Below are 26,032 nucleotides of genomic sequence, written 5' to 3'. Positions count from 1 at the left end.
TTGGTTGTCCGTCATCGGTGCGTCGCGCGTGACATCTCAGGCATACGCGGTATCCACCGGTACGCCCGCCGGGGGCACCCGGCCGGTCAGGTCAGGCCGCCCGCGGCGCCCCGCAGGTGGACGACGTCCCCGGCCGACACCGGCCGCTGGAGACCACCCTCGGTGGAGAGGACGAGACGCCCGTCCCCGTCGATCGCGACCGCCTCGCCGATCAGGGACGTACCCCCCGGCAGCTCCGCCCGCACGGTCCGGTCCAGCGTCGCGCAGCCTGCCGCGTAGGCGGCCTGGAGCCCGCTCGCGGCCGCGTCGCCGTCCGCCGCCTTCCACCGGCCGTACCATTCCTCCAGCGAGCGCAGGACGGCGCGCAGCAGGGTCTCGCGGTCGGTGGAGACCGCACCGGCGAGCGCCAGCGACCCGGCGGTGGGGGCGGGCAGCTCGTCGGCGCGGAGCGAGACGTTGATGCCCAGGCCGACGACGATGCCGTCCCCGGCGAACTCGCCGAGGATGCCGCCCGTCTTGCGTTCCTCCCCTTCCACCGAGACCAGCAGGTCGTTGGGCCACTTCAGCGACATGTCGACACCCGCCGACTTCGCGAGCCCGGTCGCGGCGGCGACCCCGGCCAGCAGCGGGACCCACCCCCACCGCTCCACGGGGATGTCGCCGGGCTCCAGGTGGACCGAGAAGAACAGCCCGGAGCGGGGCGGTGCGGTCCAGGTCCGCTCCAGCCGTCCGCGCCCGGCGGTCTGCTCCTCGGCGACCAGCACCGTGCCCTCGCCCGCCGCCCCGGCACGGGCCCGCCCGGCGAGGTCGGTGTTGGTGGATCCGGTGGACTCCACGACCTCCAGCGACGTCCACAACGCGTCCGGCCGCAGCAGTCCGCGCCGCAGCGCGGTCACGTTGAGGGGCGGCCGGTCGAGGTCCGACCAGCGGTTGTGTGGCGCATCCGGGGGTGTCATGCAACCCAGCCTAGGTGTGGCAAAGGACGCACTGCCTTTCCGGAGGCGCGCCGATACCCTACGAGTCAGTAGCCAGAGCCGGACTGACGGCTGGCCGTCCCCCCGTGACCGGTGCCAGACGTCGTCCCCGTGACCAGGCAGGGAGCCGCCCCCCGATGTCCGAGCCGCTAAGCGACATCCACACCACCGCGGGCAAGCTCGCGGACCTGACGCGCCGCATCGACGAGGCGACGCACGCCGGTTCGGCCCGCGCGGTCGAGAAGCAGCACGCCAAGGGCAAGCTGACGGCCCGTGAGCGCGTCGAGCTGCTGCTGGACGAGGGCTCCTTCGTGGAGCTCGACGAGTTCGCCCGGCACCGCTCCACCAACTTCGGCATCGAGAAGAACCGCCCGTACGGGGACGGTGTCGTCACCGGTTACGGCACGGTCGACGGCCGCCCGGTCTGCGTGTACTCGCAGGACTTCACGATCTTCGGCGGTTCACTCGGCGAGGTCTACGGCGAGAAGATCGTCAAGGTCATGGACTTCGCGCTGAAGACCGGCTGTCCGGTCATCGGCATCAACGACGGCGGCGGCGCGCGGATCCAGGAAGGCGTCGTCGCGCTCGGCCTGTTCGCCGAGATCTTCCGCCGCAACGTGCACGCCTCCGGGGTGATCCCGCAGATCTCGCTGATCGTCGGCCCGTGCGCGGGCGGTGCGGTCTACTCGCCCGCGATCACCGACTTCACGGTGATGGTCGACCAGACGTCGCACATGTTCATCACCGGTCCCGACGTCATCAAGACGGTCACCGGCGAGGACGTCGGCTTCGAGGAGCTGGGCGGCGCCCGTACGCACAACACCACCTCCGGGGTGGCGCACCACATGGCGGGCGACGAGAAGGACGCCATCGAGTACGTCAAGTCGCTGCTGTCCTACCTCCCGTCGAACAACCTCTCCGAGGCCCCGGTCTTCCCGGAGGAGGCGGACCTCGCCACCACCGACGAGGACCGCGAGCTGGACACGCTCATCCCGGACTCGGCGAACCAGCCGTACGACATGCACACCGCGATCGAGCACGTGCTGGACGACGGCGAGTTCCTGGAGACCCAGGCCCTGTTCGCGCCGAACATCATCACCGGCTTCGGCCGGGTCGAGGGCCACCCGGTCGGCATCGTCGCCAACCAGCCGATGCAGTTCGCCGGCTGCCTGGACATCAACGCCAGCGAGAAGGCAGCCCGCTTCGTCCGCACGTGCGACGCGTTCAACGTCCCCGTCATCACCTTCGTGGACGTGCCGGGCTTCCTGCCGGGCGTGGACCAGGAGTACGGCGGCATCATCCGGCGCGGCGCGAAGCTGATCTACGCCTACGCGGAGGCGACGGTCCCGCTGATCACCGTCATCACCCGCAAGGCGTTCGGCGGCGCGTACGACGTGATGGGCTCCAAGCACCTGGGCGCCGACCTGAACCTCGCCTGGCCGACCGCCCAGATCGCCGTCATGGGCGCCCAGGGCGCGGTGAACATCCTGCACCGCCGCACCATCGCGGCCGCCGACGACCCGGACGCGACGCGGGCCGAGCTGATGACGGACTACGAGAACGCGCTGCTCAACCCGTACGTGGCGGCCGAGCGCGGCTACGTCGACGCGGTCGTCATGCCGTCCGACACCCGGGCCCACATCGTCAAGGGACTGCGTCAGCTGCGGACGAAGCGGGAGTCACTGCCTCCGAAGAAGCACGGCAACATCCCGCTCTAGCCGCAGCCGTACGTTCGCCCGTTCGCCCGTTCCCAGAAAGGCCTGCCCATGATCAAGGTCGTACGGGGCAACCCGACCCCGGAGGAGCTGGCCGCCGCTCTGGCGGTGGTCCGGGCGCGCGCCGCGGCGGCGTCCGCCGTCTCGTCCGGCGCTCCGCTGCCGCCCGAGCAGTGGTCCGACCCGGGGCGCATCGCCCGCGGCGGCAGCCCGCGTCCGGGCCCCCGGGCCTGGGCCCGGACGTACTGGCCGGCCTGAGCGCGCGAAGCCGCCCCCGCCGGCGCGGGGGCGGCTTTGAGTACCCGTACTCAGGCGTAGGGGCGGGCGGCGCAGCAGGATCGGGAGCATGCTGTGGTCCGACCCCGAGAACAAGCCTCCGAAGGAACTGCGCGACGCCCAGGCCATGATGCGCAGAGCGGGCGTCCTGCTGGCGCTGGCGATGCTGGTGGCGATGTTCGTCCTCGGCATCCGCTGAGAGAGCGGCGTGGGCGGGGTCGCGTCCGCCCGGGTCCCGGCCGCCCGTCGCCCTCCGAGAGCCGGGGCCGTGGCCGCCCGTCCCCCGCGGGCCCTTCTACGATGGCCCGCATGACTGATCAGCGCCGTCTCGTGCTCGCCTCCGCCTCCCCCGCCCGTCTCGGTCTGCTGCGGCAGGCAGGATTCGCTCCCGAGGTGATCGTCAGCGGGGTGGACGAGGACGCCCTGAGCGCACCGACCCCCGCCGAGCTGGCGCTCGTCCTGGCCCGGGCCAAGGCGGCGGCCGTCGCGGAGCGCGCCGAGGCGGCGGGCGCCCTGGTCATCGGCTGCGACTCGGTGCTGGAGCTGGACGGCGAGGCGCTGGGCAAGCCGGCCGACGCCGAGGAGGCCACCGCCCGCTGGAAGTCGATGCGCGGCCGGTCGGGCGTCCTGCGGACCGGGCACAGCGTGATCGACACCGCCTCGGGCCGTACGGCCTCGGCGACGGGATCCACGGTCGTACGGTTCGGCGAGCCGAGCGACGCCGAGGTCGCCGCCTACGTGGCCTCGGGCGAACCGCTCCACGTCGCGGGGGCGTTCACCCTGGACGGCCGCTCGGCGCCGTTCGTCGACTCCATCGAGGGCGATCACGGCAATGTCATCGGGCTCTCGCTGCCGCTGCTGCGCCGACTGCTGGGCGAGCTGGACGTCTCCGTCACGGAGCTGTGGGTCTGATCCGTCACGGCGTCCCGGAGCTGCGGGCCTGATCCGTCACGGCGTCACGGAGCTGGGGGCGTGATCCGTCACGGAGCTGGGGGCCCGCGGCGGTCCCGCCGAAAACACCCCTAGGCCGTCCGGGCCGCCGGGCCCGCCCCGTCGCTCACGCCGTCCTCCTCGGCCCGGGTCTCGGGCCCGTACGCCAGCAGGGTGAGCACCAGCAGGGCCAGCACGAGCATCATGAACGCGAAGGCGCTCCAGCCCACCAGGCCGACGGTGACCGCGCCGAGGACGCCGTGCACGACCGCGCAGCCGATCAGGGCGACGCGTCCGAAGCGCCCCGGGGCGCGGTCGCGGGCCCCGGCCAGCAGGGCGATCAGCCCGCACAGGACCAGCAGCAGGCCGGAGACGACCCCCATCACCCAGGTGCCGGTGGACATGGCGTCCGGGTCCAGGCCGGCGAGCGACATGTTCTGGTTCTCGGCGACCGTGGCCAGGACGGCGTTGATGAGCACGATGCCCACCGCCTCACCGAACAGTACGAGCGCGGTCACGATCGCCACCGGTCTGCGCATGACCGATCCACCCCCTGTTACCTACGGTACGTGCGTAGCGCGGACCCTACTCATGGGTATTCGTTCGGACAAGGGGTCGGACAGGCCCGTGCGCCGGGCAAAGAATCCTTCGACCGTTCGTAGGGACCCCACAAAGAAATGCTGCGAGGCGTTGACCCTAAAGACAGAGACCTGCACCACACCGGCTGGTTACTGTGCGGTTGAGGATCGCGGCGTACCGTGGTGCCACAAGGGATTCCACTACTGGGGCAAGCCTCGGATCACACTCCGTGTGGGCAAGCTCACCAATGGGGACGGGTCGTACAGCCGTGTCGGTAGTCCCTAAACTCAGCTTGTTTCGAGGAGGGAGTCATCGTGCGCAAGGTGCTCATCGCCAACCGTGGCGAAATCGCTGTCCGCGTTGCTCGGGCGTGCCGGGACGCGGGGATCGCGAGCGTCGCGGTCTACGCCGAGCCGGACCGGGACGCGCTGCATGTCCGGGCCGCAGACGAGGCGTTCGCCCTGGGCGGTGACACCCCGGCCGCCAGCTATCTGGACATGGCCAAGGTGCTGCAGGCCGCCAAGGACTCGGAGGCGGACGCGATCCACCCCGGGTACGGATTCCTGTCGGAGAACGCGGAGTTCGCCCAGGCCGTCCTGGACGCGGGGCTGACCTGGATCGGCCCGCCGCCGCAGGCCATCCGTGACCTGGGCGACAAGGTCGCCGCCCGGCACATCGCCCAGCGCGCGGGGGCCCCGCTGGTGGCCGGCACCCCGGACCCGGTCTCCGGGTCCGACGAGGTCGTCACGTTCGCCGAGCAGAACGGACTGCCCATCGCGATCAAGGCCGCCTTCGGCGGCGGCGGTCGCGGCCTGAAGGTGGCCCGCACCCTGGAGGAGATCCCGGAGCTGTACGACTCCGCCGTCCGCGAGGCCGTCGCGGCGTTCGGCCGGGGCGAGTGCTTCGTCGAGCGCTACCTCGACAAGCCCCGCCACGTGGAGACCCAGTGCCTGGCCGACACCCACGGCAACGTGGTCGTCGTCTCCACCCGTGACTGCTCGCTCCAGCGCCGCCACCAGAAGCTCGTGGAGGAGGCCCCGGCCCCGTTCCTGAGCCAGGCGCAGAACGACGAGCTGTACGCGGCGTCCAAGGCCATCCTGAAGGAGGCCGGCTACGTCGGCGCCGGGACGGTCGAGTTCCTCGTCGGCGTCGACGGCACGATCTCCTTCCTGGAGGTCAACACCCGTCTCCAGGTCGAGCACCCCGTCACCGAAGAGGTCACGGGCATCGACCTCGTACGCGAGATGTTCCGCATCGCCGACGGCGAGGAGCTCGGCTACGGCGACCCCGCCGTGCGCGGTCACTCCTTCGAGTTCCGTATCAACGGCGAGGACCCGGGCCGCGGCTTCCTGCCGGCCCCCGGCACCGTCACCACCTTCGCCCCGCCGACCGGCCCCGGCGTCCGCCTCGACGCGGGCGTCGAGTCCGGCTCGGTCATCGGCCCGGCCTGGGACTCCCTCCTCGCCAAGCTCATCGTGACCGGCGCGACCCGCGAGCAGGCGCTCCAGCGCGCCGCCCGCGCGCTCGCCGAGTTCACCGTCGAGGGCATGGCCACCGCCATCCCCTTCCACCGTGCCGTCGTCGCGGACCCCGCCTTCACCGCGGACCCGTTCACCATCCACACCCGGTGGATCGAGACCGAGTTCGTCAACGACATCAAGCCCTTCACCGCCCCGGCCGAGACGGACACGGACGACGAGGCCGGCCGGGAGACCGTCGTCGTCGAGGTCGGCGGCAAGCGCCTGGAGGTGTCGCTGCCGTCCTCGCTGGGCATGTCGCTGGCCCGCACCGGCCTCGCCGCCGGCGCGAAGCCCAAGCGCCGCGCCGCGAAGAAGGCCGGCTCCGCCGCCTCGGGCGACAGCCTCGCCTCGCCCATGCAGGGCACCATCGTCAAGATCGCGGTGGAGGAGGGCCAGGAGGTCAAGGAGGGCGACCTCGTCGTCGTCCTGGAGGCCATGAAGATGGAGCAGCCGCTCAACGCGCACCGCTCCGGCACTGTCAAGGGGCTCAGCGCCGAGGTCGGCGCCTCGGTCACCTCCGGCGCCCTGATCTGCGAGATCAAGGACTGACCGCCCGGCACGCTCCGCAGGGGCCCGGTCCACGTCGTGATGACGCGGGCCGGGCCCCTGCGTCGCAGTGGCATCCTGGAACCCACAGAAGGTCCGAGGTCCGAGGACCTGGGGAGGGGCTGAAGCCATGGCAGGGGCGATCCCGATGGGGACGAGCACGGCACAACCGCCGGTCCGGCCGATGCGCGCGGACGCGCGCCGGAACCACGACCGGCTGGTGGGCGAGGCTCGCAGGGCCTTCGCCGAGCACGGCACGGACGCGTCGCTGGAGGACGTCGCCCGCCGGGCGGGGGTGGGCATCGGCACCCTCTACCGGCACTTCCCGAACCGGGACGCCCTGATGAACGCGGTCTTCCAGGACGCCCTGAGCTCGCTCCTGGACCGCTCCCGGGAGCTGGCGGCGGCGGAAGCCCCGTGCCGGGCGCTGGTGGACTGGCTGGGCGCGATCGTCACTCATGCGGGTGAGTACCGAGGCCTGGCCCACGGTCTGATGTCCGCCTCCCACAACGGGAGTTCGGCGCTCGTCCAGTGCCACCTGCCGCTCCGGGAGGCGGGCGCGGGCCTGCTGCGCCGGGCCCAGGAGAGCGGGTCGGTGCGGGCGGACGTCTCGATCGACGATCTGCTCCAGCTCACCAACGCGATCGCGCTGGCGGCCGAGCAGTCGCCCGACGACCCGGAGTTGGCGGAGCGGCTGCTGCGGCTGACGCTGCGCGGGCTGAAGTAGCGGGCTCCTGCGGCGGCAGATCCAGCCTCTCCGGCGTTTGGGGAGCGGGGGTTCGGGGGCAGCGCCCCCGACCCGGGCCTAGGCCCTGTCGTCAAACTCCCGTCTGCCCCGCGGCGCCATGCACGCACTCTCGCCGCACCGGGCACACGCCCGAGTACGTCCAGTACGAGGACGTGAGCCCGGCACGCCGAGAGCACGCACCTGACCCCGCAGGGCCGCCCTCCAGGCGACGACGGGAGTTCGACGACAGGGCCTAACGCCGCCGCAGGTCCGCGACCCGCGCCCGCTCCCCTGGAACGTCCGCCAGCGCGGAAGCGCTGCGGAGCTGCGGCCCGAGACCGCCGTTCTGCGTGCGCCGCTGACCGGGCAGCGGCATGTCCCGCCGGGGCTGACGCCCCGGTGGGGGGCTGCCCCCGCCGGACGCGTCCGCCTCCGGACCGGCCACCGTGATCTCCACGCCCTGGTCCGCCAGGGACTGGAGCTCGGCGGCGGCCCGCTCGTCGTGGAGCGGGGGCTCGTCCGTCACCAGGCGGGTGATCAGCTCCGTGGGCACCGTCTGGAACATGGTGTCCGAGCCGAGCTTGGTGTGGTCCGCCAGGACGACCACCTCCGCGGCGGCCTGCACGAGAGCCCGGTCGACGCTGGCCGAGAGCATGTTGGAGGTGGACAGGCCACGCTCCGCCGTGAGGCCGCTCCCCGAGATGAAGGCCCGGGAGACCCGCAGCCCCTGGAGGGACTGCTCGGCCCCGCTGCCCACCAGCGCGTAGTTGCTCCCGCGCAGGGTGCCGCCGGTCATGACGACTTCGACCCGGTTGGCATGGGCCAACGCCTGGGCCACCAGCAGGGAGTTGGTGACGACGGTCAGACCCGGGACCCGCGCGAGCCGACGGGCCAGCTCCTGCGTGGTCGTGCCGGCGCCGACCACAATGGCCTCGCCCTCGCCGACGAGGCCAGCGGCCAGGTCGGCGATGGCAGTCTTCTCCGCGGTGGAGAGATGGGATTTCTGCGGAAAGCCGGACTCCCGCGTAAAACCGCCCGGCAAGACCGCACCGCCGTGCCGGCGGTCGAGGAGTCCTTCTGCCTCCAGTGCCCGCACGTCCCGCCGTACGGTCACTTCGGAGGTCTGGACGACGCGGGCGAGCTCACGGAGCGATACCGCCCCGTTGGCACGCACCATTTCGAGGATCAACTGACGACGTTCTGCAGCGAACACGGAACTGACAGTAACCTGACCGTCGGTGAGTTTTCAGCAGTTTGCGCCGAATAACAGAAGTTGTACTTCAAAGGGGCCTCCAAGTGGTATAGGAGACCCCTTTGCTGTTCGGCGGTGATCGTCAGGCGGTCGCCGCGCCGTCCGGACTGCCGCCCAGTTGCGGCGAGATGCCGGAAATGCCGTGCCTCCCGGGCTCTCAGCCCTCACCCGTGAGCTTGCGGGTGTGCAGCTGCCGGGCCACTTCGGCGATCGATCCGGACAGGGACGGGTACACGGTGAATGCGTTTGCGATCTGTTCCACCGTCAGGTTGTTGTCGACCGCGATCGAGATGGGGTGGATCAGTTCGCTGGCGCGCGGCGCGACCACGCAGCCGCCGACCACGATCCCCGTACCGGGACGGCAGAAGATCTTGACGAAGCCGTCGCGGATGCCCTGCATCTTGGCGCGCGGGTTGCGCAGCAGCGGCAGCTTCACCACCCGGGCCTCGATCTTGCCCGCGTCGACCTCGGCCTGGCTGTAGCCGACGGTGGCGATCTCCGGGTCGGTGAAGACGTTGGCGGAGACGGCCTTGAGATTCAGCGGGGCGACCGCGTCGCCCAGGAAGTGGTACATCGCGATGCGGCCCTGCATCGCGGCGACCGAGGCCAGCGCGAAGATCCCGGTGACGTCGCCGGCCGCGTAGACGCCGGGGGCGCTGGTGCGCGAGACCCGGTCGGTGAGGACGTGCCCGGAGTCCTTGAGCCGTACGCCGGCCTCCTCCAGACCCATGCCCGCGGTGTTCGGGATCGCGCCGACCGCCATCAGGCAGTGCGAGCCGGTGATGACCCGGCCGTCGGCCAGGGTCACCTCGACCCGGTCGCCGACGCGCTTGGCGGACTGGGCGCGGGAGCGGGCCATGACGTTCATCCCGCGGCGGCGGAAGACGTCCTCCAGGACGGCAGCGGCGTCCGGGTCCTCGCCGGGCAGCACCCGGTCGCGGGAGGAGACGAGGGTGACGCGCGAGCCGAGCGCCTGGTAGGCCCCGGCGAACTCGGCGCCGGTGACGCCGGATCCGACGACGATGAGCTCCTCGGGAAGCTCGTCGAGGTCGTAGACCTGGGTCCAGTTCAGGATGCGCTCGCCGTCGGGCTGCGCGTCCGGGATCTCCCGGGGGTGGCCGCCGGTCGCTATCAGCACGGCGTCGGCGGTGAGCCGCTCCTCGGTGCCGTCGGCGGCGGTGACGACGACCTGGCGGGACCCGTCGGCGGCCTGGAGCCCGTCGAGCCGGCCCCGGCCGCGCATCACGCGGGCGCCGGCCCGGGTGACGGAGGCGGTGATGTCGTGGGACTGGGCGAGCGCGAGGCGCTTGACCCGGCGGTTGACCTTGCCGAGGTCCACGCCGACGACCCGGGCGGCCTGCTCCACGTGCGGGGTGTCGTCGGCGACGATGATGCCCAGCTCCTCGTACGAGGAGTCGAAGGTGGTCATCACCTCGGCCGTGGCGATCAGGGTCTTCGAGGGCACGCAGTCGGTGAGGACCGAGGCCCCACCCAGACCGTCGCAGTCGACGACGGTCACCTCCGCGCCGAGCTGGGCGCCCACCAGGGCTGCCTCGTAGCCGCCGGGGCCGCCGCCGATGATCACGATCCGGGTCACGAAAAGTCCGCCTCGCGTTGTGTAACCCGCGGCCGTCTGCCGCCCCGGCCGGGGGTCCGGGGGATCGCCCCGGGGGAATGCAGTACGTACTCCATTGTCCCGCACGCGCCAAAGCGCTTCGCCCCGGGGCCCTCCATACGGGAAAGAGGGCGTTTGCCGCACGGGAACGAGCTGCCCGCACACCGGGTGCGCGCCGTCCCGCACTCCCCCGACCGGGGCCTTCGTCACAGGAACCGCCGCTCCCGCGCCCACCTCCCGTACCCTCGGTCCCATGTCGCTCTACGCCGCGTACGCCGGCAACCTCGACGCGCGGCTCATGACCCGCCGCGCTCCGCATTCCCCGATGCGCAGCACCGGCTGGCTCAACGGCTGGCGGCTGACCTTCGGCGGGGAGCAGATGGGCTGGGAGGGGGCGCTGGCCACCGTGGTGGAGGCGCCGCGCTCCCAGGTCTTCGTCGCGCTGTACGACCTGGCGCCGATGGACGAGGACTCGATGGACCGCTGGGAGGGCGTCGGACTCGACATCTACCGGCGGATGCGGGTGCGGGTGCACACCCTGGACGGCGAGGAGCCGGCCTGGATGTACGTGCTGAACGGCTACGAGGGCGGGCTGCCCTCGGCGCGCTATCTCGGCGAGATCGCGGATGCCGCGGAGTCCGCCGGCGCGCCGCACGACTACGTGATGGAACTGCGCAAGCGCCCCTGCTGACCAGGGCGGACCGGGGCCCGGTCGCACCGTGTTCGTGCAAAAGCACAAAGACGCGTGACGTGCCTCTGCGCCCGTACATCTACGCGCGTAGGGATTCAGCGGTTACGCTCGTCCGCGTGAACGCATCTGTTATTCCGGACAACATCCAGGGCGACCCGCAGGCAGCCGCCGCCGGGGCCGCCGCACGCCTGCGCGAGCTGACCGGCGCCGAGACCCATGACGTCGCCCTGGTCATGGGCTCCGGCTGGGCGCCCGCGGGCGAAGCACTCGGCGTCCCCGAGGCCGAGTTCCCCGTGACCGATCTGCCCGGTTTCCCGGCGCCCGCCGTCGAGGGTCACGGCGGCACGGTCCGCTCGTACCGGATCGGCGAGAAGCGCGCCCTGGTCTTCCTCGGCCGCACGCACTTCTACGAGGGCCAGGGCGTCGCCGCCGTCGCCCACGGGGTCCGTACGGCGGTGGCCGCGGGCTGCGGGACCATCATCCTGACGAACGGCTGCGGTGGGCTGCGCGAGGGCATGCGCCCGGGACAGCCGGTCCTGATCAGCGACCACATCAACCTGACGGCCGCCTCCCCGATCATCGGCGCCAACTTCGTCGACCTGACCGACCTGTACTCCCCGCGCCTGCGCGCGCTGTGCAAGGAGATCGACGACACCCTCGAAGAGGGCGTCTACGTGCAGTTCCCCGGCCCGCACTACGAGACCCCGGCCGAGATCAACATGGTCCGGGCCATGGGCGGCGACCTGGTGGGCATGTCCACGGTCCTGGAGGCCATCGCGGCCCGCGAGGCGGGCGCGGAGGTGCTCGGCCTCTCCCTCGTCACCAACCTGGCGGCGGGCCTGTCCGGAGAGCCCCTCAACCACGAGGAGGTCCTCCAGGCCGGCCGCGACTCGGCGACCCGGATGGGCGCGCTGCTGTCGAGGGTGCTGGACCGCGTCTAGGGCTGTACGCAGCCGGTCCGGCGGGCGTTTGCCGGCCGGCGCGGCTGCGTTCTCAGCGCGCCCGGCCGGCGTTTACCGACCCGCGCGGCTGCGTTTCCAGGCCGCCCGGCTACGTCTCCAGCCCGCCCGGCTACGTTTCCAGGCCAGCCCGTATACGTCTTCAGCCCGTCCGGCGTTTGAGGACCGGGGTCCGGGGCGGAGCCCCGGTTTCGGGAAGGGGCGGGGCGGGGAACAGCCCGCGCAGCGCCCACACCACCCCCGCCCCACCCTCACCCCCGCACTCACACCCCCGCACCCCCTCCCGCACCCCCGAAAGGCGGACCCCGTGCAGCACGACCTCATCGCGCAGGCCAGGACCTGGCTGGCCGAGGACCCCGACCCCGAGACGCGCGCGGAGCTGGGCGCGATCATCGAGGCGGGCGACGCCCAGGAGCTCGCCGCCCGCTTCGCGGGCACGCTCCAGTTCGGCACCGCCGGGCTGCGCGGGGAGCTGGGAGCCGGGCCGATGCGGATGAACCGGTCCGTGGTGATCCGGGCGGCGGCGGGCCTGGCCGCGTATCTGAAGGCCCAGGGCGAGGAGGGCGGCCTCGTCGTCATCGGCTACGACGCCCGCTACAAGTCGGAGGACTTCGCGCGCGACACCGCGGCCGTGATGACGGGCGCCGGGCTGCGCGCCGCCGTGCTGCCCCGCCCGCTCCCCACCCCCGTACTGGCGTACGCCATAAGGCATCTGGGCGCGGTCGCCGGGGTCGAGGTCACCGCCAGCCACAACCCGCCGCGCGACAACGGCTACAAGGTCTACCTCGGCGACGGCTCGCAGATCGTGCCTCCGGCCGACGGCGAGATCGCCGCCGCCATCGACGCGGTGGGGCCGCTGGCGGGCGTGGCGCGCCCCGAGGACGGCTGGGAGACCCTCGGCGACGAGGTGCTGGCCGCCTACCTCGCCCGTACGGACGCGGTCCTGGCCCCCGGCAGCCCCCGTACGGCTCGCGCGGTCTACACGGCGATGCACGGCGTCGGCACCTCCGTGCTGACCGCCGCGTTCGAGCGGGCCGGATTCCCGGCACCGGTCCTCGTCGCCGAGCAGGCCGAGCCCGACCCCGCGTTCCCCACCGTGGCCTTCCCGAACCCGGAGGAGCCCGGCGCGATGGATCTCGCCTTCGCCACCGCGCGCCGGGCGGCGCCTGACCTGGTCATCGCCAACGACCCGGACGCGGACCGCTGCGCCGTCGCCGTGCCCGACACCGCCACGGAGGGCGGCTGGCGGATGCTGCGCGGCGACGAGGTGGGCGCGCTGCTGGCCGCGCACCTGGTGGAGCGGGGCGTGAGCGGCGTGTTCGCCGAGTCGATCGTGTCGTCGTCGCTGCTCGGCCGGATCGCCGAGAAGGCGGGCCTCGGTCACGAGGAGACGCTCACCGGCTTCAAGTGGATCGCCCGGGTGGACGGTCTGCGGTACGGGTACGAGGAGGCGCTCGGCTACTGCGTCGACCCCGAGGGCGTCCGCGACAAGGACGGCATCACCGCCGCCCTCCTCGTCGCCGAGCTCGCCTCCGTACTCAAGGAGCAGGGCCGTACGCTCCTGGATCTGCTGGACGACCTGGCGCTCGCGCACGGCCTGCACGCCACCGACCAGCTCTCGGTGCGGGTGGAGGACCTCTCGGTCATCGCGGACGCCATGGCCCGGCTCCGGGAGCAGCCGCCGACCGCGCTGGCCGGTCTCGCCGTCACCTCGGCCGAGGACCTGGCGCGGGGCACGGACCGGCTGCCGCCCACCGACGGGCTGCGCTACCACCTGGAGGGCGCCCGGGTGATCGTCCGGCCGAGCGGCACCGAGCCGAAGCTGAAGTGCTACCTGGAGGTCGTCGTCCCGGTGGCGGACGCGGCCGGGCTGCCCGCCGCGCGGGCCCGGGGCGCCGAACTGCTCGCCGGGATCAAGCGGGACCTGGCTGCGGCGGCGGGCATCTGACGCTCAGCTCTCACGCCGAAGGGCCGGCACCCCCGGGGAGGGGGCCGGCCCTTCGGCGTGAAGTCGCCTCGGCCTCTCAGCCGAGCGCCCCCACCACCACGAGCAGGACGGCCCCCGCGACGGCCGGGGCGATCACCTCGTACGCCCAGCGCACGGAGCCGCGGTCCGCGCCCTCGGCGGTCGTGTCGCCGGCCCGCTCGGCGATGTCCCGCAGATCGCGGACCGTCTGGTCGGCGGATGCGGTGCGCGCGGCGGAGTCGCGGACGTCGGCGCTGACGGAGGTGCGGCCGTAGGGGTCGTCGTGCGCCGCGCGGGCCGCGCTGCGCGCCGCGCGCTTGCGGGCGCGCAGGGAGACCGGGACGGCCCACAGCTGGTACTTCGTGCCGTCCTGGGCGAGCAGCTCGGAGGAGTACGAGGCCCGTACGTCGGCGACCTCGGTCCAGGGCAGCTCGATCGTCCGGAACGGGTTGCGGACCCGGATGCGCTCGTCGTCCGCGAAGACGGCGGGCCGCAGGGTGAACGCCACGACCAGCGGCACCACGAGGAGCAGCGCGGCCGCCGCCAGCCAGGGCACCCGCCCCTCGCCCCGGATCATGGCGTCCCCGGCCATCCAGGCGACCAGCAGGAGCAGCAGCGACCCGCAGACCAGTGCGGCGACGGAACGATAGGTCCGTGTCGCGGGGGGCGGCTCCGCGGGAGGTGTGGGGCTCGTCATGGGGCCGATTCTGCCTGACGGGGGCGGAGGGGGGCCCAGCGGCCGCACCGCACGGCCGCACGGCCGCACGGCCCGGAGGAGCCGGGCCCGCGGGGGCGGGGTGCGGGACGCACGGACGGTCCGGCCCCCTGTACAGGTCGCTACGCGCGTAGATATGCTCCCCTGGTGACCATGCCCACCACTGCTCCCGCATTTTCCGACGCGACGGCGTCCGACAGTGCGCTGCGCCGCTTCCTGTTCGGGCTGCCCGGCGTCGACGCCGTCGGCCTCGAAGCGCGCGCCGCCGCCCTCGGAACCCGCTCGATCAAGACGACGGCCAAGGCGTACGCCATCGATCTCGCCATCTCGATGATCGACCTGACGACGCTGGAAGGCGCGGACACCCCGGGCAAGGTCCGGGCTCTCGCCGCCAAGGCCGTCAACCCCGACCCGACCGACCGCACGACGCCCCGGACCGCCGCGGTCTGCGTCTATCCCGACATGGCGGCCACCGCCGCCGCCGCGCTGGCCGGCTCCGGCGTGAAGGTGGCGTCCGTGGCGACGGCCTTCCCGGCGGGCCGCGCCGCGCTCGACGTCAAGCTCGCGGACGTTCGCGACGCCGTGGCGGCCGGGGCCGACGAGATCGACATGGTGATCGACCGGGGGGCGTTCCTCTCCGGCCGGTTCCTGAAGGTGTACGAGGAGATCCTCGCCGTGAAGGCGGAGTGCGGGACCGCCCGCCTCAAGGTGATCTTCGAGACCGGTGAGCTGTCCACGTACGACAACATCCGCCGGGCCTCCTGGATCGGGATGCTGGCGGGCGCCGACTTCATCAAGACCTCGACCGGCAAGGTGGCCGTCAACGCCACCCCCGCCAACACGCTGCTCATGCTGGAGGCCGTCCGCGACTTCCGTGCGCAGACCGGCGTGCAGATCGGCGTGAAGCCGGCCGGCGGCATCCGCACCACCAAGGACGCGGTGAAGTTCCTGGTGCTGGTGAACGAGACCGCGGGCGAGGACTGGCTGGACCCGCACTGGTTCAGGTTCGGTGCGTCCAGCCTGCTCAACGACCTGCTGATGCAGCGCCAGAAGCTCAGCACCGGCCGTTACTCCGGCCCCGATTACGTGACGGTGGACTGATAGCCATGGCATCCGCATTCGATTACGCACCGGCGCCGGAGTCCCGCGCCGTCGTCGACATCGCGCCCTCCTACGGGCTGTTCATCGACGGCGAGTTCACCGAGGCCGCCGACGGCAAGGTCTTCAAGACCGTCTCGCCGAGCAGCGAGGAAGTCCTCTCCGAGGTCGCGCGGGCCGGCGCGGCGGACGTGGACCGGGCCGTGCAGGCGGCCCGCAAGGCGTTCGAGAAGTGGTCGGCGCTGCCCGGCTCCGAGCGCGCCAAGTACCTGTTCCGGATCGCCCGGATCATCCAGGAGCGCAGTCGCGAGCTCGCCGTTCTCGAAACCCTCGACAACGGCAAGCCGATCAAGGAGACCCGCGACGCGGACCTCCCGCTGGTCGCGGCGCACTTCTTCTACTACGCGGGCTGGGCCGACAAGCTGGACCACGCGGGGTACGGGGCGAACCCCCGTCCGCTGGGCGTGGCCGGTCAGGTCATCCCGTGGAACTTCCCGCTGCTGATGCTCGCGTGGAAGATCGCCCCGGCGCTCGCCACGGGCAACACGGTGGTCCTGAAGCCCGCCGAGACGACTCCGCTCAGCGCCCTGTTCTTCGCGGACGTCTGCCGCCAGGCCGGGCTGCCCAAGGGCGTCGTGAACATCCTCACCGGTTACGGGGACGCGGGCGAGGCCCTCGTGACGCACCCGGACGTGAACAAGGTCGCCTTCACCGGCTCGACCGCCGTCGGCAAGGCCATCGCGCGCGCCGTCGCGGGCACGGACAAGAAGGTCACCCTTGAGCTGGGCGGCAAGGGCGCGAACATCGTCTTCGACGACGCGCCGATCGACCAGGCCGTCGAGGGCATCGTCACCGGGATCTTCTTCAACCAGGGCCAGGTCTGCTGCGCGGGCTCCCGGCTGCTGGTCCAGGAGTCGGTCCAGGACGAGGTGCTGGACGCCCTGAAGCGCCGGCTGTCCACACTGCGCCTGGGTGACCCGCTGGACAAGAACACCGACATCGGCGCGATCAACTCCGCCGAGCAGCTCGCCCGGATCACCGCCCTGGTGGAGACCGGCGAGGCGGAGGGCGCGGAGCGCTGGAGCGCCCCTTGCGAACTGCCGTCGTCCGGTTACTGGTTCGCCCCGACGCTCTTCACGAACGTCACCCAGGCGCACACGGTGGCCCGTGACGAGATCTTCGGCCCGGTGCTCTCCGTCCTCTCCTTCCGCACCCCGGACGAGGCGGTCGCCAAGGCGAACAACAGTCAGTACGGCCTCTCGGCCGGCATCTGGACGGAGAAGGGCTCCCGCATCCTCGCGGTGGCCAACAAGCTCCGCGCGGGCGTCGTCTGGGCCAACACGTTCAACAAGTTCGACCCGACGTCGCCGTTCGGCGGCTACAAGGAGTCGGGCTACGGCCGCGAGGGCGGCCGCCACGGCCTGGAGGCGTACCTCGATGTCCGATAACAACCGACTTGGCGTCTTCAAGACCTACAAGCTGTACGTCGGGGGCAAGTTCCCCCGCTCCGAGAGCGGCCGGGTGTACGAGGTGAGCGACTCCAAGGGCCAGTGGCTGGCGAATGCGCCGCAGTCCTCCCGCAAGGACGCGCGCGACGCGGTCGTGGCCGCGCGCAAGGCGTTCGGCGGCTGGTCGGGCGCGACCGCGTACAACCGCGGTCAGGTCCTCTACCGCGTCGCGGAGATGCTGGAGGGCCGCAAGGACCAGTTCGTCCGTGAGGTGGCCGCCTCCGAGGGGCTGTCGAAGTCCAAGGCGGCGGCCGTGGTGGACGCGGCGATCGACCGCTGGGTCTGGTACGCGGGCTGGACCGACAAGATCGGGCAGATCTCCGGTGGGGCGAACCCGGTGGCGGGCCCCTTCTTCAACCTCTCCACCCCCGAGCCGACGGGCGTCGTCGCGGTCCTCGCACCGGGGAAGTCGTCGTTCCTCGGCCTGGTCTCGGTGATCGCCCCGGTCATCGCGACCGGCAACACGGCGGTCGTCGTCGCCTCGGCCGACGCCCCGCTGCCCGCGCTGTCGCTGGGCGAGGTGCTGGCCACCTCGGACGTGCCCGGCGGCGTGGTCAACATCCTGTCGGGCGTCACGGCGGAGCTGGCGGCCCCGCTCGCCGCCCACCAGGACGTCAACGCGATCGACCTCACCGGTGCGGACGCCGCCCTGGCGAAGGAGCTGGAGATCGCGGCGGCGGACAACCTCAAGCGCGTCCTGCGCCCCGGGTCGGCCGACGCGGACGGCGCGGCGGACTCCGCGGACTGGTCGGCCTCCCCCGGCACGCACCGCCTGACGGCGTTCCTGGAGACCAAGACGGTGTGGCACCCGACGGGCGCGCTGGGAGCCGCCGGCTCCTCGTACTGACCGACACGCGATGCCCGGACGGGGCCGCCCTCCCACCCCGGGGCGGCCCCGTCCGCCGTCCGTCCGCGCCGGGCGTCAGCCGGTGACGAGCCCGGTGACCGTCCCCACGACGGGCAGGTCGCTCAGCGAGCCGCCGCTGCTGATCGGGTCCGTGAGGACGGCCGTGGTCAGCGGCTTGAAGTCCGCGATCTGGGTGCCCACGGCGTTGTCCAGGGGGTCCACCCCGGTGTTGGCCAGCGGGTCCAGTTGGAGGTCGGTGATCGGGGCGACGCTGCTGGCCAGCGAGGTCCCGAGCGCGCTGGTCACCGCCGGTCCGGCCGTCTCGCCGACCGCCTGGAGGGCCGAGGCGCCCTGGTCCGGGATCTCCGCGACCGGGGGCAGCTGGACGGCCCCCGCGGAGCCCGCGCCGGCTCCCAGGGCGGCTCCCAGCGCGGTGAGGGTCAGACCGGCGCGCAGCAAGCCGCGACGTTCGGGCCTGCGTGCATGAAGTGCCATGTTTTCCACCTGATCGATCTGGTCGGGTAATCGTCTGTGCGCGCAGAGTAGTTGAGGTGTGATGCTGGATACCAACAGGAGACCCGAGGGGTCCCCTGCGCGGCTCAATGCCTCACACTTCTGTTCTGTGAGTTCCCAACCGATCCCGACCCGCGTCGTCCTGCTCGCGGGCCCCTCCGGCTCCGGCAAGTCCGTCCTGGCCGCCCGCACCGGCCTGCCGGTGCTGCGCCTGGACGATTTCTACAAGGAGCACGACGACCCGACACTGCCCCGGGTGCCGGGCTCCACGGACATCGACTGGGACTCCGCCGGGTCCTGGGACGCGGACGCGGCGGTGGCCGCCATCGCCGAGCTGTGCCGCTCCGGCCGTACGGACGTCCCGGTGTACGACATCGCCACCAGCTCCCGTACGGACCACGAGGCCTTCCACATCGAGCGGTCACCGCTGTTCGTGGCGGAGGGCATCTTCGCGGCGGACATAGTGGAGCGCTGCCAGGAACTGGGCCTGCTGGCCGACGCGCTGTGCCTGCGCGGCCGCCCGTCCACCACGTTCCGGCGGCGGTTGGTGCGGGATCTGCGCGAGGGCCGCAAGTCGGTGCCGTTCCTGCTGCGGCGGGGCTGGCGGCTGATGCGGGCCGAACGCCGCATCGTGGCCCGCCAGACGGCCCTGGGGGCGTTCCCCTGCGGCAAGGAGGAAGCGCTGGGGCGGTTCGCCGCCGCGGCGGCCGGGCGGTGCCGCAGGGCGGGCGTGGGGGCCCGGGTCCCGGAGTAGGGACGCGCGCCCGGGGTCAGCCGGTGGGGCGGCCGCGCAGCCGAGGGTCCTGGCTGTGCTCGGTCGCTGACTTCCTGGTTCGCGGGGGCCGGGGACGACGGCGCCGTAACCGCCCGGACGCGCGGAGAAGCGGGGCCGTACAGGACCCCCCGGCCCGTACGACCCCGCTGTGTCTCCCCCGTGACCCGCGCCTCCCCCGAAGCGACGGGCCGTTCCCCCGTGGTGGTTCCCCCGAACCCCCTCGGTCCCCGCTTTTACCGCTCCCCCCGTACTCCCCCGTATTTCCCCCGTGGCCCCCGCCTCCCCCGAGACGGAGGGCCCAGCCTCAGGCCACCAACTCGCCGAAGGACTCCTGCTCGTCACGTCCGAAGCTGAGGACCTCGTCCTCGCGCAGCCGGCGCAGGGAGCGCCAGATGCTGGACTTCACCGTGCCGACACTGATGTCGAGGATCGACGCGATCTCCGGGTCGGTGCGGCCCTCGTAGTACCGCAGGACCAGCATCGTGCGCTGGAGTTCGGGCAGCCGGGCGAGCGCCTGCCACAGCACCGCCCGCAGCTCCGTGCCGCGCATCGCGTCCGTGTCGCCCACCGTCTCCGGCAGCTCCTCGGTCGGGTATTCGTTGAGCTTGCGCCTGCGCCAGGCGCTGATGTGCAGATTGGTCATGGTGCGGCGCAGATAGCCGCCGACCGCCGCCTTGTCGCTGATCCGGTCCCACGCCCGGTAGGTCGAGAAGAGGGCGCTCTGCAGCAGGTCCTCGGCCTCGAACCGGTCACCGGTCAGGTGGTAGGCGGTCGCGTACAGGGAGGCCCGTCGCTCCTGGACGTAGGCCGTGAACGCCGCTTCGGCGTCCGCGTCTCCCGTCCGGGCCGTGCGATCCCCCGTGGCCTCCCCGTACGCGCTCGCCGCCCCCTTGGGCGCGTCGACCACCGTCATGTACGGCACGCGCACCTGCTCCGCCACCGTCTGGCGCTGACGCCCGGCGCTCCGAACACACCCCCGTATATTCGTGGCGCCGGACTTCTCCGTGCTCCGCCCGACGTCGTGGAGACGCGTGACTACTGCGCTTGAGCTGGTGCTGTGCAGTGCGTTCATCTCGCGCCCCCTATCGGTGGAGTTCGTTCGTTCCCTGCTGACCAAGAGCTTGCCGGGGCAGTTTCATGGCGCTGTCCCCCGACTGTCACAGGCCTGTCACAGGGGTGGTCGGGGCCGTGCCCGGACAATCGGACCGGGCCACAGGTCGAACTGAAGCGCCACCATGGGCCAGAATGACGTTCGTGCCTTTCCTGTTGCTGATCGAGGACGACGACGCCATCCGCACGGCCCTCGAACTCTCGTTGTCACGCCAGGGCCACCGTGTGGCCACCGCGGCGACGGGAGAGGACGGCCTGGAGCTGCTGCGCGAGCAGCGGCCCGACCTGGTCGTGCTGGATGTGATGCTGCCCGGGATCGACGGTTTCGAGGTGTGCCGGCGTATCCGCCGCACCGACCAGCTGCCGATCATTCTGCTGACCGCGCGCAGCGACGACATCGACGTCGTGGTGGGACTGGAGTCCGGCGCGGACGACTATGTGGTGAAACCTGTCCAGGGACGCGTCCTCGACGCCCGGATCCGTGCCGTGCTGCGCCGGGGGGAGCGCGAGTCGACCGACTCGGCGACCTTCGGCAACGTGGTGATCGACCGCTCCGCCATGACCGTCACCAAGGACGGCGAGGATCTACAGCTCACACCGACCGAGCTGCGGCTCCTGCTGGAGCTGAGCCGCCGGCCCGGCCAGGCCCTGTCCCGGCAGCAGTTGCTGCGCCTGGTGTGGGAGCACGACTACCTGGGCGACTCCCGTCTGGTGGACGCCTGCGTGCAGCGGCTGCGCGCGAAGGTGGAGGACGTGCCGTCCTCGCCGACCCTGATCCGTACGGTGCGGGGCGTGGGCTACCGGCTGGACTCGCCTCAGTGACCGAAACCGCCAAGCGGTCCCTGCGCGCCGGTCTGCGCTGGACCAGTCTGCGGCTGCGCCTGGTCGTGGTGTTCGCGCTGGTGGCGCTGACGGCCGCGGTCTCCGCTTCGGGGATCGCGTACTGGCTCAACCGCGAGGCCGTACTGACCCGTACGCAGGACACCGCGCTCGACGACTTCCGGCGGCAGATGCAGGAGACCGCGGCGGAGCTGCCCACACGTCCCACCAAGGACGACCTCCAGCGGGCCGCCGGTCAGATGGCGTCCAGCTCCCCGGGTTACAGCGTGCTGCTGGAGGCCGAACGCGAGCGCGGCAAGCCGATCGTGGGCTACTCCGACCTGGACAGCTTCACCCGGGCCGACGTGCCGGACTCGTTGCAGGAGCAGGTGGCCCGCAAGCAGGCGCTGACGTCGAGCAACGAGCACGAGTACCACCTGTTCTGGCAGCGGACGAGCATAGCCGGCACGCCGTATCTGGTCGCCGGTACGCGGATCATCGGCGGCGGCCCGACCGGCTACATGCTCAAGTCCCTCGACCAGGAGCGGCAGGACCTCAACTCGCTGGCCTGGTCGCTGGCGATCGCCACCGCCCTCGCGCTGGTCGGCTCGGCGCTGCTGGCGCAGGCCGCCGCGACGACGGTGCTGCGTCCGGTGCAGCGGCTCGGCGACGCGGCCCGCAAGCTCGGTGAGGGCAAGCTCGACACCCGGCTCGTGGTCTCCGGCACGGACGAACTCGCCGATCTCTCCCGTACGTTCAACAGGACGGCGAGCTCTCTGGAGAAGAAGGTCGCGGACATGAGCGCGCGGGAGGAGGCGAGCCGCCGGTTCGTCGCCGACATGTCGCACGAGCTGCGGACCCCGCTGACCGCGATCACCGCGGTGGCCGAGGTGCTGGAGGACGAGGCGGACACCCTCGACCCGATGATCGCGCCCGCCGTGCACCTGGTGGTCAGCGAGACCCGGCGGCTCAACGACCTGGTGGAGAACCTGATGGAGGTGACCCGCTTCGACGCGGGCACGGCCCGGCTGGTGCTGGACACGGTCGACGTCGCCGACCAGGTGACCGCGTGCATCGACGCGCGGGCCTGGCTGGACGCGGTGGACCTGGACGCGGAGCGCGGCATGATGGTCCGGCTCGATCCGCGCCGGCTGGACGTGATCCTGGCCAACCTGATCGGCAACGCCCTCAAGCACGGGGGTTCGCCGGTGGGCGTGCGGGTGCGGACCGAGGGCGAGGAGCTGGTCATCGAGGTACGGGACCACGGTCCGGGCATCCCCGAGGAGGTGCTGCCGCACGTGTTCGACCGTTTCTACAAGGCCAGCGCCTCCCGCCCCCGGTCGGAGGGCAGCGGGCTCGGCCTCTCCATCGCCATGGAGAACGCGCACATCCACGGCGGTGACATCACGGCGGCGAACTCCCCGGACGGCGGTGCCGTCTTCGAACTGCGGCTGCCGCGCGACGCCGAGAAGCTCGCGCACCACGGCGAACCGGGGGCCAACGCCCCGGACGGGAACGGGGAGACGTGAAGCGCGGCGATGTCACGTACCGGCGAGGCCCGCTCCGGCGGCGTACGGCAGCCTCGCTGGCGGCCGTGCTGGCGGCCGCGGCGCTGGTCTCCGGGTGCGGGATCCGTACGACCTCGGTGCCGGTGGACGCGGGGCCCGCGCCCTCCCGGGTGCCGTGCCGGCTGTCCTCCTCGGACGTCGCCACCCGGTCGCCGGACAGCGTGAGCACCACGGTGTATCTGGTGTGCACCTCGCAGCTGGTCACCGCGGAACGTCCGGTGGCGGCGGACGCGACCGGCACCGACCCCCTGGTGGTCGCCCGGGCGCTGCTGGAGGAGGTCCAGCAGGCGCCGCCCGCGAACGAGCGGCGGGCCGGGTTCACCACCGCGGTCCCGGCGGGGCTGCGGGTGACCCCGGCCCGGGACGGCGACCCGGCGGGGGCCGTGCGGCTCAGCAGCCAGCCGGAGGACCTGTCGGCGGAGGCGCTGGCCCAGCTGGTGTGCACGTACGCGGAGAGCGAGGCGCTGGTCCGGGACGGCTCGGTGGTCCTGGGCGGGCCCGGGGACTACCCGCCGCGCGGCTATCTGTGCACCTCGCAGACGAAGTCCCGGCCGGGCGACCTGGCCACGCCGGACGCCGTCCGGCTGGACTGACACGGGTTCCGGGCGGTCCGCGGGCCCTCCCGGGCGAGCCGCCCGGGAGGGCGTCCGCGGCGGCGCGGAACCGATCCTGCCGGTCGCGGCGTCTTGGTGGACGTGCGTCACAGTTCGGACGGCGAGACCGTCATCCACTTCCGCGCGGCGGGGGTCACTCTCCTCGTCGCGCATCTGCTGTTCGTCGGGTGGCTGACGCTGCGCCCGCTGGACGTTCCCTGGATCACGGCGGCGAATTTCGAGCCGCTCGCCGGGATCAGGGCGGACCTCGCGCTGGGACCGGCGGAGGCGGTCCGCCGGATCGGCGGGGCGGTGTTGCTGCTGGCCCCGCTGGGGGTGCTGCTGCCGATGGCCGGGGGCCGGATCTTCGTCTCCCCTTGGGTGTCACTGCTGCGTACGGTCGCCGCCGGCGCGCTGATCTCGCTCGCCATCGAGCTGGGCCAGACCGGGGTGCCCGGTCAGGTCGTCGACATCGACTCGCTGCTGCTGAACACCACCGGGGTGGTCCTGGCCCATCTGCTGGTCGTCCCGGTCTGCCGGGCCCGGCTGCGCCGCCGGGGACTGCCGGGGGTACGGGACCTGCCCTACTACCGGCAGGAGACCCGACTCAGGGACGAGGCCCCTGGGGGGTCGACCCCGACGATTACCGGGGTCGGTCTCGCCCCGTAGAGCGATGCTTTGTCCCCCTTCGCGGCGCACCATGGATACATCGGGGAGCGCACGAGGCCGCTCCTCACACCACGGTTCGCGAAGGAGCCCACCATGGCCGCACTTGTCCGCCCCCGCGAAGGCCGCATGATCGGCGGAGTGTGCGCGGGTCTCGCCCGGCGCTTCGGCATCTCCGCCAACACGATGCGCGTCATCTTCGTCGTCTCCTGCCTGCTTCCCGGCCCGCAGTTCCTGCTCTACCTGGCGCTGTGGGCGCTGCTGCCGTCGGAGAAGTCCGCCTCCTCCGCGACGGCCTGGTGACGCGCCGGACCACGGGGAGCGGATACGCGCGGTGGGGCGCACACCCTGGATCAGGGTGTGCGCCCCACTGGCGTGTGCGGGTGGCGCCGGTGGCCCGGCGCGCGGGCCGGGGTGGCCCGGAAGCCTCTCAGCCGCCGAGCGGGATCCCGTTGGCGGTGAGGCCCTTGGTGGGCAGTCCGCCGAGCAGGCCGGTGACCGGGGCGGCCGCGTCGGTGGCGTCGCCGCCGAGGATCTTTCCGACGGTCTCCTGGACCGGCGCGTTCTGGGCCGACTTGGCGACGGTGTCGAGCGCCATCGTCGAGACGGGGAGCACCCCGGCCGCGGCCTCCAGCGGCAGCGAGGGGGCGGCGGAGGCGCTGCCGGCGGCGGCAGCGGCGAAAGCGGCGCCGAGAGCGGCGACACCGAGAGTCTTGGCAGCAGACTTCTTCATGGAGAATTCATCCTTGGGGAAGGGGATGTGAGCGGCTCTGCACGCTAGCCATCCCGCTGCCCCTGTCGCAAACATCCCGACACGCGGAAAAGGGCCGGGTTTCCCCTTCCCGGCCCTTTGACCTATCGGGTCCCTCAGCGTGCGGAGGCCGCGGAACCGCTGGTCACAGCGGTCTGGCGGAAGAGCCACTCGGACTTCAGCTCCGCGTATCCGGGCTTGACAACGTCGTTGATCATGGCGAGACGTTCATCGAAAGGAATGAAAGCTGATTTCATCGCATTGACGGTGAACCACTGCATGTCGTCGAGCGTGTATCCGAAGGCCTCGGTCAGCCGCTCGAATTCCCCGGTCATGCTCGTGCCGCTCATCAGCCGGTTGTCCGTGTTCACGGTGATCCGGAAGTGCAGCTTGCGCAGGAGTCCGATCGGGTGCTCGGCGTACGAGGTGGCCGCGCCGGTCTGGAGGTTGGAGGTCGGGCACATCTCCAGCGGGATGCGCTTGTCCCGTACGTAGGAGGCGAGGCGGCCGAGGGTGACCGAGCCGTCCTCGGCGGTCTCGATGTCGTCGATGATCCGCACTCCGTGGCCGAGGCGGTCGGCGCCGCACCACTGGAGCGCCTGCCAGATCGACGGCAGGCCGAAGGCCTCGCCCGCGTGGATCGTGAAGTGGTTGTTCTCGCGCTTGAGGTACTCGAACGCGTCGAGGTGGCGGGTGGGCGGGAACCCGGCCTCGGCGCCCGCGATGTCGAACCCGACGACGCCCTGGTCGCGGTAGCCGTTGGCGAGTTCGGCGATCTCCAGCGCACGGGCGGCGTGCCGCATCGCGGTGAGGAGGGCGCCGACGCGGATGCGGTGGCCGCTCGCGCGAGCGTTGCGCTCGCCCTCGCGGAAGCCCTCGTTGACGGCCTCGACGACCTCTTCGAGGGTCAGGCCGCCCTCCAGGTGCTGCTCGGGGGCGTAGCGGATCTCGGCGTAGACGACGCCGTCCTGGGCGAGGTCCTCGGCGCACTCGGCGGCCACCCGGAACAGCGCGTCACGGGTCTGCATGACGGCGCAGGTGTGGGCGAACGTCTCCAGGTAGCGCTCCAGCGAACCGGAGTCGGCGGCCTCGCGGAACCAGACGCCGAGCTTGTCGGCCTCGGTCTCGGGGAGGGAGTCGTAACCCTGCGCGCGGGCCAGCTCGACGATGGTGCCCGGCCGCAGGCCGCCGTCGAGGTGGTCGTGGAGCAGCACCTTGGGGGCGCGCCGGATCTGGTCGGAATCAGGGACGTTCGGGGTCTGGCTCGTCATCTTGGCACTCTAGCGCCTACGCGCGTAGAGCGCCTGGTGTCGATGCGT

General features: G+C 72.2%; 27 protein-coding genes. 18 read left to right on the top strand and 9 right to left on the bottom strand.

What is annotated here, in order from left to right; genetic code table 11:
* Positions 1 to 86 precede the first annotated feature (86 nt).
* A complete protein-coding gene (locus AC3CH1_RS16405; protein ID WP_488463625.1) occupies positions 87 to 956 on the bottom strand; it encodes a biotin--[acetyl-CoA-carboxylase] ligase in 870 nt (289 codons plus the stop codon).
* A gap of 155 nt (positions 957 to 1,111) precedes the next feature.
* On the opposite strand from AC3CH1_RS16405, the gene AC3CH1_RS16400 reads away from it, so the two are divergent.
* The 4 genes from AC3CH1_RS16400 (at position 1,112) to AC3CH1_RS16385 (ending at position 3,877) form a co-directional block, all read left to right on the top strand.
* Positions 1,112 to 2,692 (top strand): acyl-CoA carboxylase subunit beta, encoded by a 1,581-nt coding sequence (locus AC3CH1_RS16400; protein ID WP_488463624.1) that lies wholly within the window; start codon positions 1,112 to 1,114, stop codon positions 2,690 to 2,692.
* A 48-nt stretch (positions 2,693 to 2,740) separates the two neighbouring features.
* Positions 2,741 to 2,947, top strand: a complete 207-nt coding sequence (locus AC3CH1_RS16395; protein ID WP_488463623.1) for an acyl-CoA carboxylase epsilon subunit — start codon at positions 2,741 to 2,743, stop codon at positions 2,945 to 2,947.
* 88 nt (positions 2,948 to 3,035) lie between these two features.
* Positions 3,036 to 3,164 (top strand): morphogenic membrane protein MmpB, encoded by a 129-nt coding sequence (mmpB, locus tag AC3CH1_RS16390; protein ID WP_098018286.1) that lies wholly within the window; start codon positions 3,036 to 3,038, stop codon positions 3,162 to 3,164.
* 101 nt (positions 3,165 to 3,265) lie between these two features.
* Positions 3,266 to 3,877: a Maf family nucleotide pyrophosphatase gene (locus AC3CH1_RS16385; protein WP_018956052.1), complete on the top strand. Its 612-nt coding sequence runs from the start codon at positions 3,266 to 3,268 to the stop codon at positions 3,875 to 3,877.
* 110 nt (positions 3,878 to 3,987) lie between these two features.
* Here the strand turns inward: AC3CH1_RS16385 and AC3CH1_RS16380 are convergent, their stop codons facing one another.
* Complete coding sequence (locus AC3CH1_RS16380) at positions 3,988 to 4,434, bottom strand: hypothetical protein (RefSeq protein ID WP_488463622.1); 447 nt, start codon at positions 4,432 to 4,434, stop codon at positions 3,988 to 3,990.
* Positions 4,435 to 4,788: 354 nt separating this feature from the next.
* Here AC3CH1_RS16380 and AC3CH1_RS16375 point away from each other — a divergent pair, with 354 nt between their 5' ends.
* Together AC3CH1_RS16375 and AC3CH1_RS16370 are read left to right on the top strand one after the other, a co-directional pair.
* Positions 4,789 to 6,543, top strand: coding sequence for an acetyl/propionyl/methylcrotonyl-CoA carboxylase subunit alpha (locus AC3CH1_RS16375; protein ID WP_488463621.1), 1,755 nt, complete (start codon positions 4,789 to 4,791; stop codon positions 6,541 to 6,543).
* Positions 6,544 to 6,724: 181 nt separating this feature from the next.
* The gene (locus AC3CH1_RS16370) at positions 6,725 to 7,267 is read left to right on the top strand and encodes a TetR/AcrR family transcriptional regulator (protein ID WP_488464415.1); all 543 of its coding nucleotides are present in this window, start codon (positions 6,725 to 6,727) and stop codon (positions 7,265 to 7,267) included.
* A gap of 253 nt (positions 7,268 to 7,520) precedes the next feature.
* Here the strand turns inward: AC3CH1_RS16370 and AC3CH1_RS16365 are convergent, their stop codons facing one another.
* Both AC3CH1_RS16365 and AC3CH1_RS16360 read right to left on the bottom strand, forming a co-directional pair.
* A complete protein-coding gene (locus AC3CH1_RS16365) occupies positions 7,521 to 8,480 on the bottom strand; it encodes a DeoR/GlpR family DNA-binding transcription regulator (RefSeq protein ID WP_488463620.1) in 960 nt (319 codons plus the stop codon).
* 196 nt (positions 8,481 to 8,676) lie between these two features.
* Positions 8,677 to 10,116 carry an NAD(P)H-quinone dehydrogenase gene (locus AC3CH1_RS16360; RefSeq protein ID WP_007458836.1) on the bottom strand — a complete coding sequence of 480 codons (1,440 nt, stop codon included), beginning with the start codon at positions 10,114 to 10,116 and terminating at the stop codon, positions 8,677 to 8,679.
* 271 nt (positions 10,117 to 10,387) lie between these two features.
* Here AC3CH1_RS16360 and AC3CH1_RS16355 point away from each other — a divergent pair, with 271 nt between their 5' ends.
* The 3 genes from AC3CH1_RS16355 to AC3CH1_RS16345 all read left to right on the top strand — a co-directional run bounded on the left by AC3CH1_RS16355 (position 10,388) and on the right by AC3CH1_RS16345 (position 13,732).
* A complete protein-coding gene (locus AC3CH1_RS16355) occupies positions 10,388 to 10,825 on the top strand; it encodes a gamma-glutamylcyclotransferase family protein (RefSeq protein ID WP_007458837.1) in 438 nt (145 codons plus the stop codon).
* A 116-nt stretch (positions 10,826 to 10,941) separates the two neighbouring features.
* Complete coding sequence (locus AC3CH1_RS16350; protein ID WP_488463619.1) at positions 10,942 to 11,766, top strand: purine-nucleoside phosphorylase; 825 nt, start codon at positions 10,942 to 10,944, stop codon at positions 11,764 to 11,766.
* A 325-nt stretch (positions 11,767 to 12,091) separates the two neighbouring features.
* Positions 12,092 to 13,732 carry a phospho-sugar mutase gene (locus AC3CH1_RS16345; protein WP_488463618.1) on the top strand — a complete coding sequence of 547 codons (1,641 nt, stop codon included), beginning with the start codon at positions 12,092 to 12,094 and terminating at the stop codon, positions 13,730 to 13,732.
* Between the two features lie 76 nt (positions 13,733 to 13,808).
* Here AC3CH1_RS16345 and AC3CH1_RS16340 read toward each other — a convergent pair whose 3' ends face one another.
* Positions 13,809 to 14,447, bottom strand: coding sequence for a PH domain-containing protein (locus AC3CH1_RS16340; RefSeq protein WP_488463617.1), 639 nt, complete (start codon positions 14,445 to 14,447; stop codon positions 13,809 to 13,811).
* Positions 14,448 to 14,618: 171 nt separating this feature from the next.
* Here AC3CH1_RS16340 and deoC point away from each other — a divergent pair, with 171 nt between their 5' ends.
* Genes deoC through AC3CH1_RS16325 form a run of 3 tightly spaced genes read left to right on the top strand, consistent with a single transcriptional unit; the run spans position 14,619 to position 17,918 of the window.
* Positions 14,619 to 15,566: a deoxyribose-phosphate aldolase gene (gene deoC, locus AC3CH1_RS16335; RefSeq protein ID WP_488464414.1), complete on the top strand. Its 948-nt coding sequence runs from the start codon at positions 14,619 to 14,621 to the stop codon at positions 15,564 to 15,566.
* A gap of 5 nt (positions 15,567 to 15,571) precedes the next feature.
* The gene (locus AC3CH1_RS16330; protein WP_488463616.1) at positions 15,572 to 17,011 is read left to right on the top strand and encodes an aldehyde dehydrogenase family protein; all 1,440 of its coding nucleotides are present in this window, start codon (positions 15,572 to 15,574) and stop codon (positions 17,009 to 17,011) included.
* A complete protein-coding gene (locus AC3CH1_RS16325; RefSeq protein WP_488463615.1) occupies positions 17,001 to 17,918 on the top strand; it encodes an aldehyde dehydrogenase family protein in 918 nt (305 codons plus the stop codon). The genes AC3CH1_RS16330 and AC3CH1_RS16325 overlap by 11 nt, the downstream gene beginning before the upstream one ends.
* 75 nt (positions 17,919 to 17,993) lie before the next feature.
* Here AC3CH1_RS16325 and AC3CH1_RS16320 read toward each other — a convergent pair whose 3' ends face one another.
* Positions 17,994 to 18,413: a hypothetical protein gene (locus AC3CH1_RS16320; protein ID WP_488463614.1), complete on the bottom strand. Its 420-nt coding sequence runs from the start codon at positions 18,411 to 18,413 to the stop codon at positions 17,994 to 17,996.
* A 61-nt stretch (positions 18,414 to 18,474) separates the two neighbouring features.
* On the opposite strand from AC3CH1_RS16320, the gene AC3CH1_RS16315 reads away from it, so the two are divergent.
* Entirely contained in the window at positions 18,475 to 19,185 is a 711-nt protein-coding gene (locus AC3CH1_RS16315) for a uridine kinase family protein (RefSeq protein WP_488463613.1), read from the top strand.
* Positions 19,186 to 19,510: 325 nt separating this feature from the next.
* Here AC3CH1_RS16315 and AC3CH1_RS16310 read toward each other — a convergent pair whose 3' ends face one another.
* Positions 19,511 to 20,278, bottom strand: a complete 768-nt coding sequence (locus AC3CH1_RS16310) for a SigE family RNA polymerase sigma factor (RefSeq protein ID WP_488463612.1) — start codon at positions 20,276 to 20,278, stop codon at positions 19,511 to 19,513.
* A gap of 182 nt (positions 20,279 to 20,460) precedes the next feature.
* Here AC3CH1_RS16310 and afsQ1 point away from each other — a divergent pair, with 182 nt between their 5' ends.
* From afsQ1 to AC3CH1_RS16285, 5 genes are all read left to right on the top strand, one after another.
* Positions 20,461 to 21,138 (top strand): two-component system response regulator AfsQ1, encoded by a 678-nt coding sequence (gene afsQ1, locus AC3CH1_RS16305; RefSeq protein ID WP_006127084.1) that lies wholly within the window; start codon positions 20,461 to 20,463, stop codon positions 21,136 to 21,138.
* The gene (locus tag AC3CH1_RS16300; RefSeq protein WP_488463611.1) at positions 21,135 to 22,664 is read left to right on the top strand and encodes an ATP-binding protein; all 1,530 of its coding nucleotides are present in this window, start codon (positions 21,135 to 21,137) and stop codon (positions 22,662 to 22,664) included. Before afsQ1 ends, AC3CH1_RS16300 begins: the two co-directional genes overlap by 4 nt.
* On the top strand, positions 22,661 to 23,296 hold the full coding sequence (locus tag AC3CH1_RS16295) for a hypothetical protein (RefSeq protein ID WP_488463610.1): 636 nt from the start codon (positions 22,661 to 22,663) through the stop codon (positions 23,294 to 23,296). Before AC3CH1_RS16300 ends, AC3CH1_RS16295 begins: the two co-directional genes overlap by 4 nt.
* A gap of 96 nt (positions 23,297 to 23,392) precedes the next feature.
* Positions 23,393 to 23,965 (top strand): VanZ family protein, encoded by a 573-nt coding sequence (locus tag AC3CH1_RS16290; protein ID WP_488463609.1) that lies wholly within the window; start codon positions 23,393 to 23,395, stop codon positions 23,963 to 23,965.
* A 93-nt stretch (positions 23,966 to 24,058) separates the two neighbouring features.
* Entirely contained in the window at positions 24,059 to 24,265 is a 207-nt protein-coding gene (locus tag AC3CH1_RS16285) for a PspC domain-containing protein (RefSeq protein ID WP_215111184.1), read from the top strand.
* 127 nt (positions 24,266 to 24,392) lie between these two features.
* On the opposite strand, the gene AC3CH1_RS16280 is transcribed toward AC3CH1_RS16285, so the two are convergent.
* Together AC3CH1_RS16280 and AC3CH1_RS16275 are read right to left on the bottom strand one after the other, a co-directional pair.
* Positions 24,393 to 24,695, bottom strand: a complete 303-nt coding sequence (locus AC3CH1_RS16280) for a hypothetical protein (protein ID WP_488463608.1) — start codon at positions 24,693 to 24,695, stop codon at positions 24,393 to 24,395.
* 134 nt (positions 24,696 to 24,829) lie between these two features.
* The gene (locus tag AC3CH1_RS16275; RefSeq protein ID WP_488463607.1) at positions 24,830 to 25,984 is read right to left on the bottom strand and encodes an adenosine deaminase; all 1,155 of its coding nucleotides are present in this window, start codon (positions 25,982 to 25,984) and stop codon (positions 24,830 to 24,832) included.
* Positions 25,985 to 26,032 lie beyond the last annotated feature (48 nt).

The sequence above is a fragment of the Streptomyces sp. MGP-P1 genome, assembly GCF_057766565.1.
Note: the sequence above shows the minus strand (reverse complement) of the source record. Positions and strands in the feature narration are given on the sequence as shown.